The organism is Pelagibius marinus, from assembly GCF_014925385.1.
Lineage (GTDB): Bacteria > Pseudomonadota > Alphaproteobacteria > Kiloniellales > Kiloniellaceae > Pelagibius > Pelagibius marinus.
The window spans coordinates 52,387-71,894 of the sequence record NZ_JACSDK010000011.1; the positions used below are offsets into that span (position 1 = coordinate 52,387).

Genomic DNA, 19,508 nt, shown 5'->3' on the forward strand with positions numbered 1-19,508 from the left:
GTTCCCAAGATGCCCGAGTTCCTGATTCCCCCGCGCAAGATACCCCGCTCTGGCGACGACACGCCCGCCGCGACGCTGCTGCGCTACGTCTGGCGAATGAGCGGCTGGCATCAGGTCACGATCTGCCTGCTCGCCGTGCTCACGGCCGGGCTGACCGCGGTGCCGCTGGAACTGCAGCGGCGCATCGTCGATCGCGTCATCGGCAACGAGGATCTGAACCTGCTGTGGCTCTTCGCCGGACTTTACCTTGCGGTCCTGCTGATGCAGGGGCTGACCAAGTACGTCCTGCGCATGTACCAGGGCTGGCTGAGCGAGAGCGCGATCCGCTACAACCGCGCGCATCTCTCGCGCATCTACGAATGCCGCCAGGCCGGCGCGGAGCCGAAGGGAAATGGCGAGGCGGGCGAGGCCGTCTCGGTCATCGGCCAGGAGGTCGACAAGCTTGGCGGCTTTGTCGGTGAAGGGCTGTCGCAGCCCTGCACGAATCTGGCGATGCTGCTGGCCGTTGGCGGCTACATGATCGCCGTCGAGCCCCTGGTCGCCCTGGTCTCCCTGGTCTTCATCCTGCCGCAGATCGTTCTGGTGCCGCTGTTCCAGCGCCGCATCAATCGCCTGATCGCCACGCGCGTACGCATGATGCGCGCCCTCGGCGACAGCCTCACCGCCTTGCCGGAGACCGAGGGTAGCCTGGAGGACAGCGACCTGCCCGGCCAACTCGACGGCATCTACGACAACCGCCTGCATAGCTTCCTGCTGAAATTCGGTCTCAAGGCGGCCAACAACCTGCTGAGCGCCCTGGCGCCGCTCAGCGTGCTGCTGATCGGCGGCTTCATGGTGATCCAGGGACAGACCACCATCGGCGTGGTGGTGGCCTTCATCTCCGGTTTCGACCGGCTTTCGGCGCCGCTGCGTGAGCTCGTCGCCTACTACCGCGTCGCCGCCCAGGCCAACGTGCAGCACCGCATGATTGCGCGTTGGATGTAGCCCTGCAGGAAGATTCCGGGGAAGGCTTCAACGAGGGCGGGGGCGGCCGGTTTTCGCTGGCCGCCCCCTCGTTCGGTTGCCCTTTCCCTGCCGCCGTTTACGGCAGCCGGGCGGTAGTTTGTCGGCGGGACGAAGCGCCGCGCGCTGCGGATAGCCGGGCGGGGGACCCGTGGGCGTGAGCCGGGAGCTTATCCGCGTTGACGAGCGCCATGGCGAAGCCTTGGACCAAGCGGGAAATCGTCATGGGCGCTTCAGCCCCTTATTCCCTGGTCGGGGGACCAGAGCCTACTTCTTGGGGGCAGCCGACTTGCCGGTGCCGGCGCCCTTGCTGGGGGCAGCCTTCACCTGGGACGCGGAGGACGAGCCGCTCTTGCCGCCCGCCGATTTGGTGGATTTGCCGAATGCCATTTTGATGGGCTCCAATAGACGGCGACAATTCGCCGATGCCCGGAAGATGCGCCTGCTCTATCCATTTAACAAACGAATTTTATTGCAGTTTAATATCGATGAAACAAATATAGCGCCTTCGCCTGCCTGACGGCGGGTTTCATGGCTAATTTTATCCTGGTTGCATGGGGCACCCCGGTCTTGGACATCGATCTCGCCCGTACCTTCCTGGCCGTGGTCGACAGCGGCAGCTTCGTCGAGGCGGCCAAGCGCGTCTACGTGACCCAGTCCACCGTCTCGACGCGGATCCGCACCCTGGAAGACCGGCTCGGCAAGCCGCTCTTCGAGCGCAGCAAGGCCGGGGCGGTGCTGACCCCGGCGGGCGCGCAGTTCCACAAGCATGCCGTCGCCATGATCCGGGTCTGGGAGCAGGCGCGGCTCGAAGTGTCGCTGCCGCCGGGCTACCAGGCGGCCCTGACCGTGGGCGGCCAGTACAGCCTCTGGGACGGCTTCCTGCTGGACTGGCTGGCGCGCATGCGGGCCAAGGCGCCGGAGGTGGCGATCCGCACCCTCTCCGGCATTTCCTCGGCGCTGATGCAGCGCCTCGTGGAAGGCACCCTCGACTTCGGCGTCATGTACACGCCCCAGGGGCGGCCCGGCTTCGAGGTGGAGCTGCTGTTCGAGGAAGAGCTGGTGCTGGTCTCCAGCGAGCCGCGCCCTGCGGGGGCGCAAGGCGGCAAGCCCGGCAGCAGGTTGGGCCGCAACTACATCTACATCGACTGGGGCCCGGAGTTTCAGGTGGATCACAGCCTGAACTTTCCGGACATCGTGACGCCGGGCCTCTACATGGAGCTGGGTTCGCTGGGCCTGAAATACCTGCTGCAGAACCGCGCTTCGGCCTACCTGCCGCGCCGCCTGCTGACCGCGCCGCTGGTCGAGGGGCATCTGAAGCTGGTGCCCCAGGCGCCGGTCTTCCACTATCCCGCCTACGTGGTCTACCCGGCCGCCGGCGATCCCGAGGTCACCGACCTGGTGCTGAAGGCTCTGCGCAGCGTCGCGAAGCAGACGGCATCCTAGCAATTCCACCCGAGAGAGGTTGAAGCCATGGCCCTGAAGCACCTGAACGCCCCCGATGCCGCCCCGGCGCCGCCCGGCGCGCGCTACAGCCACGCCGTGGAGGCGGGGCCCTTCCTCTACGTCACCGGGCAGCTGCCGGTGGACCCCGACGACATGGAGGCGCCCATGCCCGAGGCCATCGAGACGCAGACGCGGCTGGTCTTCAAGAACCTGGAGCGCATCGTCGCCCATTGCGGCTACAGCCTGGCCGACACGGCCTTCGCGCGGGTCTACCTCACCGATTTTAAGCGCGACTTCCCCGGCATGAACAAGATCTACGCCGAGTACTTCCCCGACGACGCCCGCCTGCCGGGGCGCACCACCGTCGGCGTCACCGCGCTGGCCCGCGACGCCCGGGTGGAGATCGACCTGGTGGTCTACAAGGGTTAGGTGGGGGTTAGTCGGCGCTGAGGCCCAGGGCGACGCGCAGGCGCGACTTGTTGTAGGCGCCCTCGCGGACCGGCACCACGCGCGGCGCGTCTTCCCGGGCGATCTTGACCACGGCGACCGTCGGTTGCTTGCCCACCGCATGGGCGCGCGCCGCCAGCGTCCCGACCTCGGCCAGGGTGGTGAGCGTGGTGCTGTCGGCAATGCCGCAGGCCTTGGCCACGGCGGCGAGGTCGGTGGCGCCGGCGGTATGGGTTTCCTGCTGGCCGGTCTCGCCGTAGAGGCCGTTGTCCAGGATGACGACGGTCAGGTTGCCGGGGACCTGCTGGGCGAGGGTGGCGAAGCTGCCCAGGCCCATCAGCATCTCGCCGTCGCCGGTGACCACCAGCACCGGCACCTCCGGCTGCGCCAGCGCGAGGCCGAGGCCCAGGGCGAGGGTGCCGCCCATGGCGCCCCAGAGATAGAAGTTGCGCTCGTGGTCGCCCGCGGCGGCGACATCGTAGGTGGCGGCGCCCAGGCCGGTGACGACCAGGGTGTCGCGGCGTGGCGCCAGCAGGGCGGCGACGGCTTCGCGTCGGTCCAGGCGGCCTTTTATTTTGCGACCTCCCCTCATTTCACGAACTCTTTTGACCCGATGAGGCGCTGCGACAGCAGCACCGCGACCGCCGAGCCGCCCTCGTAGGCGGTCTTGGCGCCGGCGCGCACCACCGCGCCCACCTCCTCCGGGTGGTCGGCGCGCAGCACCTGCACGTCCATCATCTCGAAGGCGGCGGGGGTGGCCTGCCCCATGGGCACCTGCCAGGGATTGAACTCGCCCCACTCGCCGCGCATGGTCACCAGGCTCAGGAAGGGAAAGCGGCAGGTCTTGATGAGCGAGAGCATGTTCACGCAGTTGCCGACGCCGCTGGACTGCATGAGGAGCGCGCTGCGCTGGCCGCCGAGCCAGGCGCCGGCAGAGAGCGCGACGCCTTCCTCCTCGGTGGTGAGCGAGATGGCCCGCATGCTGGGCTCGGCCTGCACCGCGAGGATCAGCTCGGCCAGCCCGCCGTCGGGCACGTAGGGCACCTGGCGGACGTCGAACTCTTTCAGCAAGGAGAATACCTCGTCCGGCCAGCGCGGCCCGGACGCTTCATGGGGCTGGGCGACCAATGTTTCTGTCCCGGGGCATCTGCTCTTGTTGTTGCCCCGATCATGCCCCGGCGGCTGTCGCCCTGGCAAGGGAAGGGCTAGAGACTGGCGGTGATGCCGCCGTCCACGTAGAGGATGTGGCCGTTGACGAAACTGGCGGACTCGCCCGCCAGGAAGATCGCGGCGCCGACCAGTTCCTCCACCTTGCCCCAGCGCCCGGCGGGGGTGCGCTTGGCCAGCCAGGCGGAGAACTCCGGGTCGGCGACCAGGGCCGAGTTCAGTTCGGTCTCGAAGTAGCCGGGGGCGAGGCCGTTCACCTGCAGGCCGTGTTTCGCCCAGTCGGTGGCCATGCCCTTGGTCAGATTGGCGACGGCGCCCTTCGAAGCCGTGTAGGGCGCGATCCCGGGGCGTGCGAGCGCCGACTGCACCGAGCAGATGTTGATGATGCGCCCGGCGCCGCGCCTGATCATGTGGCGGGCCACGGCCTGGCCGACGTTGAACACCGTGGTGACGTTGGTCTGCATCAGGCGCTCGAAGTCCGCCGGCTCGAAGTCCTCCAGCGGCGTGCGGTGCTGCATGCCGGCGTTGTTGACCAGGATGTCGATGGCGCCGGTCTCCGCCTCGAAGCCGTCGACAGCGGCCTTCACCGCGCCGTGGTCGGTCGCATCGAAGGCCAGCAGGTGGACCGTCGCACCTTCCGCTTTCAAAGCTTCCGCCGCTTCGCCCAGGCGCGCCGCATCGCGGCCGTTGACGATCACCTGGGCGCCGGCGCCCGCCAGGCCCTGGGCCAGCGCGAAGCCGATGCCGCGGCTGGAGCCGGTGATGAGGGCGCGTTTACCGGTCAGATCGAAGAGGGCGAGGGACTGCATGGCGGGTATCCTGTTCCGGAAGGCAGGCGGTTGTTGTCGGGCATCGGCGCCGGCCCGTCAACCGGCCGTTGGTAGACGCGCCGGCGGCCTGGGCGGATGATGGTGGGGTCCCCGGACAGTCGGACGGAGCCGGACTGTGTGGCGCGTCGCCATCGTTGCACTCGTCGTTCTGTCGCTGACGCTGCCGTCACCGCCGGCTGCGGCGACCTCGGTCGAGCTGGAGCTGGTTCTGGCGGTCGATGTCTCGGCCAGCGTGGACGACGAGGAATACGCCCTGCAGCGATCGGGCACGGCCGCCGCCTTCCGCGACCCCGCGGTACGGGACACCATATCGCAGGCGCGGGGCGGAATTGTCGTTACCGTCTTTCATTGGGCCGGCCCGGAGCATCAGTTTGTCGCCGTTCCCTGGAGGCGGCTGCAAAGCCGGGAATCGATGGATGCCTTCGCGGATGAGGTCGCGCGAATGCCACGAAGGAGCTTCCGCGGCAGCACGACGATCCATGCCGCCCTGGCCTTCGCCTACCGCCTGTTCGACAGCTCTCCCGTCATGGGAAGACGGCGGGTCATCGACCTTGCGGGCAATGGAGAGGCGGACAATCTTCCCCCGACCCTGGCGGTGCGCGACGACATTGTCGCGGGCGGCGTCGTCATCAACGGGCTGGCCATCGAGGAGTTGAAGGCCGACCTGACGTCCTTCTTCCGGGCCCACGTGATCGGCGGGCCCGGCGCCTTTGTCGAGACGGCCTGGGACTTTGACGATTTCGCCCGTGCCATGCGGCTGAAGCTGCTGCGGGAGATCGGCGACCAGCAGATCAGCCGGATGGAAATGACGACGACTCCTTAGGCCGGAGACGACGCATCCCCTTGCCAGGAGGCCGGGGCTTGGGCACTCTCGTGGACCCCCCTGCCAACCGCGAAAGCCATGGCCATGCGCGCGCTCGTAGTTCACGCCCCCAAGGATCTTCGCGCCGACGACTGGCGCGAGGAAGCCCCGGGCCCCGGCCAGGTGCTGCTGCGCACCGCTGCCGGCGGCATCTGCGGCTCCGACCTGCACTACTATAACCACGGCGGCTTCGGGCCGGTGCGCCTGAAGGAGCCCATGGTGCTGGGCCACGAGGTCTCCGGCCGCGTCGCCGAACTGGGCCCGGGCGTGGCCGATATGGTTCCTGGGGGCCTTGAGGTGGGCGATCTGGTGGCGGTCAACCCCTCGCGGCCCTGCGGCAAGTGCCGCTACTGCCTGGAAGGGGCGCCGAACCACTGCCTCGACATGCGCTTCTACGGCTCGGCCATGCCTTTCCCCCACATCCAGGGCGCCTTCCGCGAGGCGCTGCTGGTCGATGCGAGCCAATGCGTGAAGGCCGAAGGGGTGAGCCCCGGCGAGGCCGCCATGGCCGAGCCCCTGTCGGTCGCCCTGCACGCCACCCGGCGGGCCGGACCGCTGCTGGGCAAGCGGGTGCTGGTGACCGGCTGCGGGCCCATCGGGGTACTGGCCATCCTGGCCGCGCGGCGCGCCGGGGCGGCGGAGATCGTCGCCACCGACATCGAGGACCAGCCGCTGGTCCATGCGGCCAGGGCCGGGGCCGAGCGCACCATCAACGTCGTCAAGGAACAGGACGCCCTTGCCGCCTACGGTGCCGACAAGGGCACCTTCGACGTGCTCTACGAGGCCTCGGGCGCCCAGGCGGCTCTGGTGGCGGGCCTGGGCGCGCTGCGACCACGCGGCGTGGTGGTGCAGCTGGGCATGGGCGGCGACATGACGCTGCCGATGATGCAGATCACCGGCAAGGAGCTGGAGCTGCGCGGTTCCTTCCGCTTCCACGAGGAGTTCGCCCTGGCGGTGGAGATGATCGCCAAGGGCCTCATCGACGTGAAGCCGCTGATCACCCACACATTGAAGTTCGACGACGCGGTGGCCGCTTTCGAGCTGGCCGGCGACCGCAGCCAGGTGATGAAGGCCCAGATCGCCTTCAACTGAACACCTTCAATTGACAGCTTTCTGGCAAGGCCGTGATGAGAGAGGAAAAGAGAATGCTGCTGCTGCGCGCTTTCGCGGTGCTCTGTGTTTTCGTGCTTTTCGGTGGATCCTCGCAGGCGGCGGAGCTGGAGCGGCCCGAGGGCGCGGTGGTGGTGACCGTCGCCGGGGCCATCGAAAACACCAACCGGCCGGCCTTCGACGCGAACAAGGACTTCTTTCTGAAGTACCACGAGCGCAGCTTCGAGAAGGCGGTCGAATTCGACACGGCCATGCTGGCGGCCCTGGGCATGCACGCGGTCGAGATCAACCTCGACGCCTGGCCGGAGCCCGTCTACGTCCAGGGGCCCTACCTGCGCGACCTGGTGGGTGCGGTCGGCGGTGCCGGCAAGACCGTCACCCTGGTGGCGCTGGACGGCTACGCCAGCGAGATTTCCTGGGACGACCTGCAGGGCCTGGACTGGGTCGTCGGCCTCCGCCAGGACGGCAGGCCCCTGGGCCTGGGACAGCGCGGCCCGCTCTGGGTTGTCTACACCTATCCCGATGGCCGGGCGCTGACCGCCGACGACGAGCTGCGCTGGCCCTGGGCGACCTTCTACATCGAGATCAAGTAGGCCTCTTTCACGAAACCTTCATGCCGCCAGGGACGTCGGCGGTGCTTTAGTGCGCCTCTTCACTTGTCCGGAAGACCGCTATGTCCACCATCACCACCCCTGAAGAACTGGAAGCAATCTATGGCCGGCCCGGCGAGGCCTCGCTGGTCAAGGAGGCCGACCGCATCACGCCGCAGTACCGCCGCTTCATCGAGGCCTCGCCCTTCGTTGCCCTGGCGACCAGCGGTCCCGGCGGCCTCGACTGCTCGCCGCGCGGCGAGCTGGGCGGCGTGCTGCACATCGAGGACGAGAAGACGCTGATGCTGCCGGACCGGCGCGGCAACAACCGCATCGATTCCCTGAGGAACGTGCTGCACGACCCGCGCGTCGCCCTGCTGTTCCTGGTGCCCGGCTCGGGCTCCACCATCCGCGTCAACGGCCGCGCCGTGATCAGCGTCGATCCGGCCCTGCTGGATCGTTTCACAGCGCAGGGCAAGGCGCCGCGCAGCGTGCTGGTGATCACGGTGGAGACGGTGTTTTTCCAGTGCGCCCGGGCCATCCTGCGCTCGGAGCTGTGGCACCCAGAGCGCCACGTCGACCCCAGGTCCCTGCCGACCCCCGGCCAGATCCTCGCCGCCCAGAGCGAAGACCGCGTCGGCGGCGCCGCCTACGACGAGGAATGGCCGGCGCGGGCGCAGAAGACGCTGTGGTAACGGCCCCGCCGTAGTTCCGCCGCATTCTCCCGGCAAGGTAGCGACGTTCTGAAGCCGCCAGCCGTTGCGGGGGATACATGCTGCGCTTCTTCGTTTTCGCTGTAATCCTCGCGGGGATCACCGCCTGCGTCCAGCGTCCCACGACGGTGCATAAGCTCTTCGGCGGCAAGCTCGAGGTGTCGATCCCCAACAGCTATTCGCTCTACGAGCGCCCGCAGTTCCGCGACCTCCCCGAAGATGCGCCGGAGAGGCGGCAGGTGGAGTTTGTCCGCTTTGGTGGCAACGAGGCACTTCGTCGGAAATTCCCAGATCATCCCTTCGGCGAAACATTTCTCGACGGCTTTGCCGGCAAGGACGTGCAAGCGAATATACTGGTCTTTATCGTCGAGCTGATACCGGAAGGCGAGCCGGGTGAGTGGGAGGACCGCAGCCAGGCCTTGGTCGTGCCGCGCAACGCCACGGCTCGGGCTGTTCACGAACATTTCTGCAGGAGCTTTGCTGGCTATTGGGGGGAGTCCGGATTTTCCCTGTTCGATTCGAAACTGGGAATCGGACATTGTGTGAACTATGCCGGCGCTTTCGTCAGCGCTTTCGAGCGATGGGTCGGAGACACGCTTGTGGTTGTGACCGGGTTGGATTTTGTCGAGGCGCTGATCTTCGAGAAGAAGGGACCCGGAGCAGCTTTCCTCCAGATGCCCCCGGAAGAGAAGTGGCGGAAATTCCGGGATGCGAGCAACGCCGATGTAGCTGAGCAGGTTCTGCTCAGCGCGAAAATACACGACAATCCTGATCCCTAGAACCCCGTCGTCGCCAACAGTTCCGTCTCGGAGAGACCCAGGGGCTGGGCTTCGGCCCCGCCGCCGGTGACCAGGCCCGCCGGGGCCGCCTCGCTGCCGCCGGCCGGGGGCGTGCCGATCACCAGGACGTCGTCGATGGTGATCTCGGTGTACTCGTCGGACCAGGTCTTCTTGCTGTTGTAGCCGCCGATGGCCAGGCTGTGGTCGCCAGCCGCCAGGCTGCCCAGGTCCAGCGCCGCCGCCTGCAGACCTGTCGTCTGGTCGGGGCCGCCGTTGCCGTCGCCGAAGAGTTCGTCCACGGTGATCGGCGCACCGCCGTCAATGCTGACCAGAACCTGGCTGTACTCGTCGGCCTCGTACTGGGTGGAGATCAGCAGCTCGTAGCTGAAGGTCAGGTAGACGTCCATATCGGCCGCCAGGGAGAAGTCGATCTCCCAGGCGCCGGACATGTCGGTTACCGTGCTGTTGCTGCCCGCGCCGAGGTCGATGGTAAGGGCGCCGCCGGACCAGTTGCCGTCCGCGTCGGACTGGGAGGCCGGTCCGCCGAAGACGCCGTCGCTGTAGACGAAGCCCCCCGTATCGCCGCCGGCATTGAAGTCGGCCTCGACCAGGGTCACCGGCCCGGTCGGCTCGGGATCGTCGTTCAGGATCGTGCCGCCGGCGGAGGCGCCGGTGATCTCGCCGCCCACAGCCGGGTTGGAGAGGATCACGGTGAAACCCTCGTCGGCCTCGAAGTCGGTGTCGCCGACGACCTCGATGGAGATCGTCGCTTCGCTCACGCCGGGGGTGTCGAAGATGATGCTGCCGCCGGGCAGCAGGCCGCCCAGGAAGTCGTCCGCGTCGGCCGCGGCGCCGCCGGAGCCGACGACGGTGAAATCGACACTCCCGTTCTGCACCAGGTCGCCGCTACGGGTCACGGTGAAGGTGAAGATCGTGGTGCCGGCGTCGCCCTCGCTCAGCACCGCGTTGTCGGCGGCGATGGCGTAGCTGGTGTCGATGGGCTCGGGCGGCGCGGTCGGCGTGGCCGTCGCCGTCACGTCGTCGATGGTGAGGTCGGTGAACTCGTCGGACCAGGTTTTCTTGTTGTTGAAGCCGCCGATGGTCAGGCTGTGGTCGCCGGCCGCCAGGACGCCGAGCACCGCGCTGAAGGTCTGCGGGCCGGTGCTCTGCGCGCCGCCGCCGTTGCCGTTGCCGGTCAGGCTGTCGACCAGGATCGGCGCGCCGCCGTCGATGCTGACCAGCAGCTGGCTGTACTCGTCCGCCTCGTACTGCTCCGACTGGGTCAGCTCGTAGAGGAAGGACAGCGAGACCTCGCTTTCCGTGTCCAGGGTGAAGCTGGTGGTCCAGCCGCCGGACATGTCGGTGACCGTGGTGTTGCTGCCGCCGCCGAGATCGACCCGCAGCGCGCCGCTGTCCCAGCTGCCGTCGGCGTCGCCCCCGGCCGAGCCGCCGAAGCTGTTGTCCGCGTAGGTGAAACTGCCGCTGTCGCTGTCGAAGCTCTCGTCGATGACGGTGACGGGCCCCACCGGCGGCGTGTCGTCGTTCAGGATGGTGCCCTCGGCGCTGGCGGTGGTGATGGCGGAACCCGCCGAAGAGTTCGAGAGGGTGACGGTGAAGGTCTCGTCTGCCTCGAAGTCGGTATCGCCTGCAACGTTGACGTTGACGGTCTTGCTGACCTCGCCGGCGGCGAAGTTCACCGTGCCGCCGGGCAGGCTGCCGCCGAAGTCGGCGCTGTTGACATCGCTGCCGCTGACCGCCCAGTCGACGGACTCGGCCCCCGAAGTGTCGCCGGAACGGGTGACGGTGAAGCTATAGGCCGTCGTGCCGGCGTCGCCCTCGGCCTTGACCGCGTCTTCGGCGGCGATGGCGAGGACGGTCGGCGGCGGGGCGCTGTCGTCGTTCAAAATGGTGCCCTCGGCGCTGACGGAGATGATCTGCGCGCCTGCCGAAGGATTGGAAAGCCGGATCCAAATCAGCTCGTCCGCTTCGATGTCGGTGTCGCCGACGACCTGCAGCGTAATGAGCTTGCTGGTCTCTCCGGCGGCGAAGCTCACGGTGCCGCTCGGCAAGACGCCCCCGAGGAAATCGTCTGCGCCGGCCTCCAGCGCCGTGGTGGGCGCCTGCACGGCGTAGTCGACGGAATCGGCCCCGGAGGTGTCGCCCGAGCGCGTCACGGTGAAGGTGAAGGCGGTAGTGCCGGCATCGCCTTCGGCCTTGACCGCGTCCTCGGCGGCCAGGGCGAAGAAGGTCGACGGCGGGGCCGGGTCGTCGTTGAGGATGGTGCCGCCGGCGCTCGGTGTGGTGATTTCGGAGCCCGCCGAGGGGTTGGAGAGGGTGACGGTGAAGTCCTCGTCGGCCTCGAAATCCGTGTCGCCGGCCACGTTGACAGTGATCGTCTTGCTGGCCTCGCCGGCGGCGAAGCTTACGGTGCCGCTCGGCAGGTTGCCGCCGAGGAAGTCGCTGCCGTCGGCCTCGCTGCTGGTGACTGTCCAATCGACGGAACCGGCCCCGGAAAAATCGCCGGAGCGGCTCACGGTGAAGGTAAAGGCGGTGCTGCTGGCATCGCCCTCGGCCTTGACCGCATCCTCGGCGGCCAGGGCGAAGAAGGTCGACGGCGGGGCCGGGTCGTCGTTGAGGATGGTGCCGTCGGCGGTTGCGATGGTGATTTCGGAGCCCGCCGAGGGGTTGGAGAGGGTAACGGTGAAGACCTCGTCGCCCTCGAAGTCGGTATCGCCGGCGACGTTGACGGTGATCGTCTTGCTGACCTCGCCGGCGGCGAAGCCCACGGTGCCGCTCGGCAGGCTGCCGCCGAAGTCGGCGCCGTCCACGGCCGCGCCGCTCACCGCCCAATCGACGGAACCGGCCCCGGAAGTGTCGCCGGAGCGGGTCACGGTGAAGGTGAAGGCGGTGCTGCCGGCATCGCCCTCGGCCTTGACCGCGTCCTCGGCGGCGATGGCGAAGGAGGTTGCCACCGGCTGTGGGAAATCACCCGTGACCACTACGTTGTCGAAGAAGATCTCGCTCTCTTCGTTGATCGCGTCCTTGTGGTTGAGATACCCACCGAGAACCAGAGTGTGATAGCCTTCCTCCAGCACTCCCAGGCTGACCTGATAGGTCGTCGGGTCAACGAAGTCGTTGTCGGAGCTGCCGCTGTCGCCATCCAGCTGGTCAACCAGCTGAACGGGCCCACCGTCGATGTTGAACAGCAGCTGTGTGAACTCGCCGGTGTCCATTTCGCCCGACTGCGCCATCCGATAATCGAAGGTGAGCGTGACCTCCATCGCCTCAGGCACGTAGAAATCGTTCTTCCAACCGCCGGAGGCGCCGTTCACCTCGTTGTTGTCGACGCCGCCCAGCCAAATCCGGAGGTCCTCGCCGGTATAGTTACCATGGACATAGTTTGAGCCGCCGGAAATACCCAAGGCGCCGTCGAAATAGTTGAAGCCGTCCATGCCTCCGGAGCCGGTATTGAAATCGGCTTCCAGGAGTACGGCGCTCTCACCGGGCGGCGGCGCATCGTCGTTGAAGATGGTCCCCCGGGCAGAGTCCAGGGCAACATCAAGGCCATCCGAGGGGTTGGTCAACGTAATACCGAATTCCTCGTTGCTTTCGAAATCCGTATCGCCGGCAACCTCGATTGTGATGGTCTTGAAGGTTTCGCCCTCGGCGAAGAAAACCGTTCCGCTCGGCAGCACGCCGCCGGGGAAATCGGAGGCGTCGGCCGTCCTTGCGGACACATAGTAATCGACAGAGCCTGCCGGGTGATAGTCACCCCTCCGCTCAATGCCGAAGGTGAAGGTAGTGGTGTCAGCGTCGCCTTCCTCATGGGCTGGATCGGTGGCACGGATCCAGAGGAAGGAGGTCGGCGGGCCGCCAATGTCATCGTTGATGATCGTAGCGTTGGCGACGCCCAACAATATCTCGCTGCCGGAAGAGGGGTTTTCAAGCAAAACGGAGAAGTCTTCGCTGTATTCGGCGACACTGTCGCCTTGAACGTAGATGGTCAGCGTCTTGCTCGTTTGATTGGCGAGGAAGCTTAGGGTGCCGCTGGGCAAAGTCCCCCCGACAAAGTCGCTTCCATCGACGTCTGAACCGATGACGGAATAGTCTATTGAGCCTGCGGCGCTCACGTCGCCGATGCGTGAGACGGTAAATGTGAAGGGAGTGGACCCGGAGTTGCCTTCAGATTTTGAAGTGCCGTTGGCCACGATTGCGAAATATGTGTCTCCCGGCGGCAGGCCGTCGTCGTTAAGAATGGTGCCTGTGGCGGATGCAACATCGATCCCGGCATCAGGCGACGGGTTCGAAAGGCTGACAATGAAATCCTCACTATTTTCAACCTGGGTGTCGCCCGCGACGGAGATCGAGATGGTGCGGCTGGTAATGCCCGGCGAGAAAGCAAGAGTGCCGCTCGGCTCATAGTAGAAGTCCTCAGCGTCAGCGGGCCCGCCCGTTACGGCATAGTCGACATATTCGAGAGATGATGTATCGCCGCTCCGGGTCACAGTGAAGGTGAAGGTGTTGAGGCCCGCGTTGCCCTCGACCTTGACGGCATTCGTCGCGGCAATGGAAAAGTACGAATCTGGAACCCAAACGTCGTCATTCAGGATGGTGGCGCTGGCGGTCGCGGTCGTAATCGAGGCATTGAACGAGGGATTGACGAGCTCAAGTGCAAAGTTCTCGTCACGTTCACCGTCGGTGTCGCCATTGACTTCCAGCGTGATCGTCTTACTCGTTTCTCCCGGGTCGAAGTAGATCGTCTGGGCCTGTGTCGGCAAGTTGGCAAAGTCATCTCGCGTGGCATCGAGCGATTGGGACGAGCTCGAAAAGCGGTAGTCCACGGACCCGCTGCTCGTGGTGTCGCCGCTCCTCGTTACCTCGAATGTAAAGGGCGTCGTGCCGGAGCTGCCTTCGGCCTTGACCGCATCGGTAGCCGCAATGGCAAAGCTTGAAATGCCTGGTGCCGCATCATCGTTCTGGATAATTCCGACGGCTTGGCTGTCAAGCACGCGCGTGTCGCCCTCATCGGCGTAGATCCGGATGACGAAGTCCTCGAAGAGTTCGAAAAGCGTGTCGCCGGAGACCTCAACGCTGACGGTCTTGCTGGTCTCGCCATCGGCGAACACTACGGTCCCTGCTGGCAGGATGTCGCCGGCGAAATCGTTGGCTTCGACGTCGCCGTAGAACTGCTTGTCGTAGACTTGGTAGTGAACGGTTGTCGTACCCTCGGCCGCGCCGCCACGTGTGATCTCGAAGGTGAAGGTCGTGGCGCCCGCGTCACCCTCTGCCTTGACGGCATCCAGCGGAGCGATTGACAGGGTGTTCAGCAGCGGCGGCGGGTCGTCGTTGAAGATGCCCCCGACCGCATTGTTGTTCAGCAGGAACCAGTCGCCTGACGTATCGACAATCGTAACGGAGAACTCCTCTAGCGCCTCCTCAGTACGGTCGCCCACGGTATAGAGGGAGAAGGTCTTGGATTCATCGCCCGCCAGGAAGTAGATCCGCCCCTGCGGGAGGAAGCCACCGACGAAGTCATCCGGGTCCGCAGGATCGGCCCCGTAACCCGAAACGGCGTAGTCGACCCAACCGGCTTCGCTCAAGTCACCGGAGCGTGTGATCTCAACTTTGTGCTCAACGAGGCCTGAGTTCCCCTCTGGCGTCCAGCCGCTCGAAACTTCAATGGACAGCGCAACCGAGGCGGAAATCGGGTCATCATTGACGATTGTCCCGGTGCCGTAGTTGTAGTTGAAGACTGTCGTTGGCGTCTGAGGGAAGAGGTCGACCTGAAACGTCTCGTCCATCTCGAGGGTAGTGTCGCCGGCTATCTCGATGCGGAGAATTGTCTTGATCTCTCCTGGAGCAAAGGAGATCGTGCCGCTGGGAAAAACGCCCCCGGGAAAGTCTGCGGCGTCTGCCTCGATGCCGCGGACGACGTAGTCGACGAGGTCGGTGGCGGAGGTGTCGCCACTGCGCGTCACCGTCACCTCGTAGAAGGAGTTGCTTTCGTTGCCCTCTTCCACGGGGGCGGCAACGTTCAAGCCTATGTAGGTGGTTGCGGTGGCCTGAATCTCCGCGTCAGGCGTTGCCGCTGCTCCGTCGCCTGTTGTCTCTTCGACAGCAGCGGCGGAGGGAGCGACTGCGTCATCATTAACAATGATGGTGCTCGCTAAGCCGCGCGCGATACCGGTGCCGGCAGACGGATTGACCAGCGTAACCGTGAAGGCCTCATGGCTCTCGACGGCCGCGTCGCCGGCGATGTCGATTGTCAGTGTCTTGCTGATTTCGCCCGGAACGAAGATAAGCGTGCCGGCGGGCAGGAGGCCACCGGCAAAATCGCTTGCGTCCGCTTCACTGCTGGATACCTGGTAGTCGACTGAAACGGTGCCGGTCGGATCGCCGTTGCGAGTGACGGTGAAGGTGAAGGCCGAAGAGCCGCTATCTCCTTCTGCGTCGAAGGGGCTGTCGGCCTGGATCGCAAACGATGGTGTATCGATAGTCTCATCTGAGCGGATCGTGCCGTTGGCGCTGCCGGCAGAAGAAGAGATCCCGGCATCGCCCGTAGGATTGCTGAGAGAGACCGTGAAGGTCTCCTGGCTTTCCAGCGTCACGTCGCCGGCAACATCGATGGTGATCGTTTTCTGGGTTTCGCCGACAGCAAAGGTGACGGACCCGCTGGGCAGGATACCGCCCGGGAAGTCATAGAAGTCCGCAACGCCGCCGGTTACGGCATAGTCCACTGACTGTTCGCTCGATGTGTCACCGTAGCGCTGAACCATGAAGGTGAAGGGCGTGGTGCCGACGTCGCCTTCGTCGTTGGTCGAGCCCACAAGGGTATGGATAGAAAAAGTGCTCGCCGGGGGCGCTGGATCGTCGTTCAGGATCGTGCCCTGCGCAGACCCTGAAATAATCTCCGAGCCAAGCGACGGGTTGCTGAGCGTGACGTTGAACACTTCGTCCGACTCGAAGTCGGTATCGCCGACAATGTTGATGGTAAGTGTCTTACTCGCTTCGCCCGCCGCAAAGTTTAGGGTGCCGCTGGGTAGGCGACCAAGGAGGAAATCCGCCGTGCCGGCCGTGCCGTAGACGCCGTAATCTACCGAGCTTTCAACTGCTGTGTCGCCGCTGCGCGCCACTGTGAAGGTGAATGCTTTGGGGCCGAGGTCACCTTCTGCCTTGACGGCATCCAGGGCGCTGATCTCGTAGAAAGTGCCCGGCTCATCGTTGACGATCGTGCCGTTGGCCGTCGCGGCGGTGATGTCCGCGCCGCCCAGCGCATCGAAGAGCGCGACGGCAAAGTCTTCGCTGCCTTCCGACTCAACGTCGCCGGCGACCTGCACGGTGATGGTTCTGCTGGTTTCGCCGGCGGCGAAGAACAGCGCGCCGTGCGGCAGGATGCCGTAGGCGAAGTCGCCGGCATCCGTGTCGCCGGCGGTCACTTCATAGCTGACCAGGCCGGCCTTGGAGACATCGCCGCTGCGCGTCACCGTGAAGGTAAAGTCCGTCAGGCCGGCGTCACCCTCGGCCTTCACGGCATCCAGCGCGGCGATCGCGTAGGAGGTCGCGGCCGCTGCCGGATCGTCGTCGTCCAGGATGATGCCCACGGCGCCGGCGGTGGTGATCGCGGCGCCCGCCGAGGGGTTGGAAAGCACGACGCCGAAGCCTTCGTCGGTCTCGATGGCGATGTCGCCGGCCACCTCGATGGTGAGCGTCTTGCTGGTCTCGCCGGCGGCGAAGGCCAGGCTGCCGCTGGGGATCGTTCCGCCGACGAAGTCGCCGGCGTTGATGCCGCTGCCGGTGACGCTGTAGTCGACGCTGGCGGCCCCGCTGGTGTCACCGCTGCGTGTGACGGTGAAGCTGTAGGCCGTGGTGCCGGCATCGCCCTCGGCCTTGACGGCGTCGTCAGCGGCGATGGCGAAGAAGCTGTCGAAGGTGGTCGCGGCCGTCGCCACTGCGGGCGCGGACGCCGTGCCGGTCACCGTCACGTCGTCGATGGTGAGGTAGCTCGATTCGTCGCGCCAGGTCTTCTTGCTGTTGTAGAGGCCGATCGCCAGGGTGTGATCGCCGGCGGCCAGGGTGCCGAGGCTGGCCATGAAGGTCTGCAGGCCGGTGGTCTCGTCGGGGCCGCCGTTGCCGTTGCCGGCCATCTCGTCGACCACGATCGGGGTGCCGCCGTCGATGCTGACGAGCACCTGGGAGTACTCGTCGGCCTCGTACTGCTCCTCCATGATCATCTCGTAGAGGAAAGAGAGGTTGACCTCCATGTCCTCGTCCAGGGTGATGCTGGTCTCCCAGCCGCCGGTCATGCCGGTGATCACGGAGTTGTTGATGCCCCCCAGGGTGACGGTCAGCCCCTGGTCCTCCCAGCCGCCGTCGGCATAGGCCCCATTGTTGCCGCCGAAGAGGTCGTCCCGGTAGACGAACCCGCCGGTGTCGCCGCTGCCGTCGAAATCGGCCTGCAGCAGGACGACCGGGCCGCCGCCTGCGCTGTCGTCGTTCTCGATGGTGGCCTCGTCGCTGGGCAGGATGACCTGGCCGTTGGGTGGCACGCTGTTGATGGTCAGCTCGAAGGTCTCGTCCGCCTCGACCTCGATGTCGCCGGCGATCTGGATGGTGACGAGCTTGCTGGTTTCGCCGGCGCCGAAGAAGACGCTGCCGCCGGGCAGGCTGCCGCCCAGGAAGTCGCCGGCATCGGCCGGGTCGCCCCCGCTGCCGGCGACGCTGTAGTCGATGCTGTCGCCCTCGCTCAGGTCGCCGCTGCGGGTGATGAGGAAACTGTAGCTGGTGCCCCCGCTGTCGCCTTCGGCCTGCGACTTGTCGAGGGCGGTGACCTGGAAATAGGTGGGATCGCGCTCGCCGTCGACGGGGGCGGCCAGGTCCAGGATCGCTTCGCCCAGGGCCAGCACGTTCACGCGCTGGAAAGCGAGCCCGGTGTTGGTGACGTTGTCGTCCTCGTCGTCACCGTCGATGATGGTGTCGCCGGTGCCGTCGAGCAGCGCCTGGATCTCGTCGAAGCTCAGCTTGCGGCCGACCTCCTGCACCGCCAGTTCCTGGACCAGAGCGACGATGCCGGCGATGTGCGGCGCGGCCTGGCTGGTGCCGTGAACCTGAACGAGTTCCTCGCCGGCGCCGGCGCCGGTGATGGCGGCGCCCGGCGCGAAGATATCGCTCAGTTCCGCGTCGCGCTGGCTGAAGGGGGTGATCTGGTCCGGCCCGGTGCTATAGGCGATGGCGCCGCTTTGATATTCCCAGCCGCCGGTGTCGGCGCTGTAGACCGCGCCCACGGAGAGCGAGTTGGGGTCGGCCGCCGGGTAGGAAACGCCCTGCACGGAGTTGAAGGGGAAGAAGTCGTTACCGGAGGACGAAACGACGATGACGTCCATGGCCGCCAGGGTCGCCATCTCGTCGCTGATGCCGAAAAGCTGCTGCGGGATGTCGTAGGCGGCGAAGTTGCCCAGCGACATGTTGACGCTGACGATGTTGTAGGCCTCGGCATTGGCGATGACCCATTGCAGGGCCGCTTCGACGTCGCCGAAGTCGCCGGAACCGCCGGCGTCGCTGAAGACCTTCAGGGCGGCGATGTTGGCGCCCGGCGCCATGCCGGTGTAGGTGGAGTCGGAGGAGGCGGCGATGCTGGCCACGTTGCTGCCGTGGCCGTCGAAGTCGCCGGCGTTGCCGTCGTTGTCGGCGAAGTCATACTGGTAGACGATGCGGTCCGAGATGCCGTCGTTGTTCAGGTCGGGGCCGAAGAAGGGGTCGTCCAGGTCGATGCCGGTGTCCAGCACCGCGATGGTGTAGCCGCTGCCGTCGATGCCGGCGAAGCGGGCATCGAGGCGGAAGTCGTCGACCTGCACGAGCGGGCCCGAGACCGCGGTCTGCGGGCTGACACTGCCGGGATCGCCGACGGTGACGACCTCGCCGGTCAGATAGATCGGGATATCGGCGTTGCTGGTGTATTGGCTGACGGGATCGTCCGTCTCGTCCTGCCCGCGAGCAGCCTCCTTCGCGGCCGCCATGAAGCGCGGCGGGTTGAAGGTGACGCTTTGCGAGCCCGGCAGGCTGAGCCAGTCAAAGAGGTCGTAGGCGAAGCTTTCGGCAAAAGACTCCCTCAATTCCTCGAGGAATTCGCCGCGGGTACCAAGGGCGCTGCTGGCTTCATCGGAGGAACTGAAGAGCTTTTTCATGGACTACGACTGACCTTCAAAAGACTGGGCAAAGATCCGGGAGGTAGGGGGCTGGAAGCGCACGGTTTCGCGGGCGGCGGGCGGGCAAGCCGCAGCACAGCCTGTGTGGCCGGGCCGGAGACCCGCACAGCGGCCTCCGCCAGGCGGAATTCGTGGATATCGCCCGATCAACGTCGCTCCCCCCTTGTGCCGACGTATGGCTAAGGAAAGCTTAACGGTCCGCAATCTGTAATTGAAGACTTCAATTGAAGAAATCTCCGTGACGCTCGCGTAATTGGTGGGTTTCCGGAGAAAACTCACAATCGGTTATATCGTTGGACGTGATCGAGAAGCGCTTCGGGCCGCCCATATATGGTTAACGGGAGGCTGTGAAGGGTGATG

At 65.9% G+C, this 19,508-nt stretch carries 13 protein-coding genes; 9 read left to right on the forward strand and 4 right to left on the reverse strand.

Going from position 1 to position 19,508, the window contains the following annotated elements:
* The first annotated feature begins 9 nt into the window (after nucleotides 1-9).
* From H7X47_RS14490 to H7X47_RS14505, 4 genes are all read left to right on the forward strand, one after another.
* Complete coding sequence (locus H7X47_RS14490; RefSeq protein ID WP_227010503.1) at nucleotides 10-984, forward strand: ABC transporter transmembrane domain-containing protein; 975 nt, start codon at nucleotides 10-12, stop codon at nucleotides 982-984.
* A 292-nt stretch (nucleotides 985-1,276) separates the two neighbouring features.
* Nucleotides 1,277-1,522 carry a hypothetical protein gene (locus H7X47_RS14495; RefSeq protein WP_193369429.1) on the forward strand — a complete coding sequence of 82 codons (246 nt, stop codon included), beginning with the start codon at nucleotides 1,277-1,279 and terminating at the stop codon, nucleotides 1,520-1,522.
* Between the two features lie 11 nt (nucleotides 1,523-1,533).
* Nucleotides 1,534-2,448 (forward strand): LysR family transcriptional regulator, encoded by a 915-nt coding sequence (locus tag H7X47_RS14500; protein WP_227010504.1) that lies wholly within the window; start codon nucleotides 1,534-1,536, stop codon nucleotides 2,446-2,448.
* A 27-nt stretch (nucleotides 2,449-2,475) separates the two neighbouring features.
* The gene (locus H7X47_RS14505; RefSeq protein ID WP_193369430.1) at nucleotides 2,476-2,877 is read left to right on the forward strand and encodes a RidA family protein; all 402 of its coding nucleotides are present in this window, start codon (nucleotides 2,476-2,478) and stop codon (nucleotides 2,875-2,877) included.
* Nucleotides 2,878-2,884: 7 nt separating this feature from the next.
* Here the strand turns inward: H7X47_RS14505 and H7X47_RS14510 are convergent, their stop codons facing one another.
* The 3 genes from H7X47_RS14510 to H7X47_RS14520 form a co-directional block, all read right to left on the reverse strand.
* Nucleotides 2,885-3,487, reverse strand: a complete 603-nt coding sequence (locus tag H7X47_RS14510) for a thiamine pyrophosphate-dependent enzyme (protein ID WP_193369431.1) — start codon at nucleotides 3,485-3,487, stop codon at nucleotides 2,885-2,887.
* On the reverse strand, nucleotides 3,484-3,966 hold the full coding sequence (locus tag H7X47_RS14515; protein ID WP_227010505.1) for a thiamine pyrophosphate-binding protein: 483 nt from the start codon (nucleotides 3,964-3,966) through the stop codon (nucleotides 3,484-3,486). Before H7X47_RS14515 ends, H7X47_RS14510 begins: the two co-directional genes overlap by 4 nt.
* A gap of 134 nt (nucleotides 3,967-4,100) precedes the next feature.
* Nucleotides 4,101-4,871 (reverse strand): SDR family oxidoreductase, encoded by a 771-nt coding sequence (locus tag H7X47_RS14520; protein WP_193369433.1) that lies wholly within the window; start codon nucleotides 4,869-4,871, stop codon nucleotides 4,101-4,103.
* Nucleotides 4,872-5,007: 136 nt separating this feature from the next.
* Here H7X47_RS14520 and H7X47_RS14525 point away from each other — a divergent pair, with 136 nt between their 5' ends.
* The 5 genes from H7X47_RS14525 (at nucleotide 5,008) to H7X47_RS14545 (ending at nucleotide 8,946) form a co-directional block, all read left to right on the forward strand.
* Nucleotides 5,008-5,715: a DUF1194 domain-containing protein gene (locus tag H7X47_RS14525; RefSeq protein ID WP_193369434.1), complete on the forward strand. Its 708-nt coding sequence runs from the start codon at nucleotides 5,008-5,010 to the stop codon at nucleotides 5,713-5,715.
* Nucleotides 5,716-5,799: 84 nt separating this feature from the next.
* Nucleotides 5,800-6,846, forward strand: a complete 1,047-nt coding sequence (locus H7X47_RS14530; RefSeq protein ID WP_193369435.1) for an L-idonate 5-dehydrogenase — start codon at nucleotides 5,800-5,802, stop codon at nucleotides 6,844-6,846.
* Between the two features lie 53 nt (nucleotides 6,847-6,899).
* The gene (locus tag H7X47_RS14535; protein WP_193369436.1) at nucleotides 6,900-7,457 is read left to right on the forward strand and encodes a putative pterin-binding protein; all 558 of its coding nucleotides are present in this window, start codon (nucleotides 6,900-6,902) and stop codon (nucleotides 7,455-7,457) included.
* An 80-nt stretch (nucleotides 7,458-7,537) separates the two neighbouring features.
* Nucleotides 7,538-8,149 carry a pyridoxamine 5'-phosphate oxidase family protein gene (locus H7X47_RS14540; protein ID WP_193369437.1) on the forward strand — a complete coding sequence of 204 codons (612 nt, stop codon included), beginning with the start codon at nucleotides 7,538-7,540 and terminating at the stop codon, nucleotides 8,147-8,149.
* A 77-nt stretch (nucleotides 8,150-8,226) separates the two neighbouring features.
* Nucleotides 8,227-8,946: a hypothetical protein gene (locus H7X47_RS14545; protein WP_193369438.1), complete on the forward strand. Its 720-nt coding sequence runs from the start codon at nucleotides 8,227-8,229 to the stop codon at nucleotides 8,944-8,946.
* On the opposite strand, the gene H7X47_RS14550 is transcribed toward H7X47_RS14545, so the two are convergent.
* Complete coding sequence (locus H7X47_RS14550) at nucleotides 8,943-19,127, reverse strand: Calx-beta domain-containing protein (protein ID WP_193369439.1); 10,185 nt, start codon at nucleotides 19,125-19,127, stop codon at nucleotides 8,943-8,945. The genes H7X47_RS14545 and H7X47_RS14550 overlap by 4 nt on opposite strands.
* Nucleotides 19,128-19,508: the final 381 nt, after the last annotated feature.

Bases quoted from the DNA above. Each gene is read 5' to 3' on its own strand.
- H7X47_RS14490 (WP_227010503.1), top strand. From the start codon at position 10: ATGCCCGAGTTCCTGATTCCCCCGCGCAAGATACCCCGCTCTGGCGAC.
- H7X47_RS14500 (WP_227010504.1), top strand. From the start codon at position 1,534: ATGGCTAATTTTATCCTGGTTGCATGGGGCACCCCGGTCTTGGACATC.
- H7X47_RS14505 (WP_193369430.1), top strand. From the start codon at position 2,476: ATGGCCCTGAAGCACCTGAACGCCCCCGATGCCGCCCCGGCGCCGCCC.
- H7X47_RS14510 (WP_193369431.1), bottom strand. From the start codon at position 3,487: ATGAGGGGAGGTCGCAAAATAAAAGGCCGCCTGGACCGACGCGAAGCC.
- H7X47_RS14520 (WP_193369433.1), bottom strand. From the start codon at position 4,871: ATGCAGTCCCTCGCCCTCTTCGATCTGACCGGTAAACGCGCCCTCATC.
- H7X47_RS14530 (WP_193369435.1), top strand. From the start codon at position 5,800: ATGCGCGCGCTCGTAGTTCACGCCCCCAAGGATCTTCGCGCCGACGAC.
- H7X47_RS14535 (WP_193369436.1), top strand. From the start codon at position 6,900: ATGCTGCTGCTGCGCGCTTTCGCGGTGCTCTGTGTTTTCGTGCTTTTC.
- H7X47_RS14540 (WP_193369437.1), top strand. From the start codon at position 7,538: ATGTCCACCATCACCACCCCTGAAGAACTGGAAGCAATCTATGGCCGG.
- H7X47_RS14545 (WP_193369438.1), top strand. From the start codon at position 8,227: ATGCTGCGCTTCTTCGTTTTCGCTGTAATCCTCGCGGGGATCACCGCC.
- H7X47_RS14550 (WP_193369439.1), bottom strand. From the start codon at position 19,127: ATGAAAAAGCTCTTCAGTTCCTCCGATGAAGCCAGCAGCGCCCTTGGT.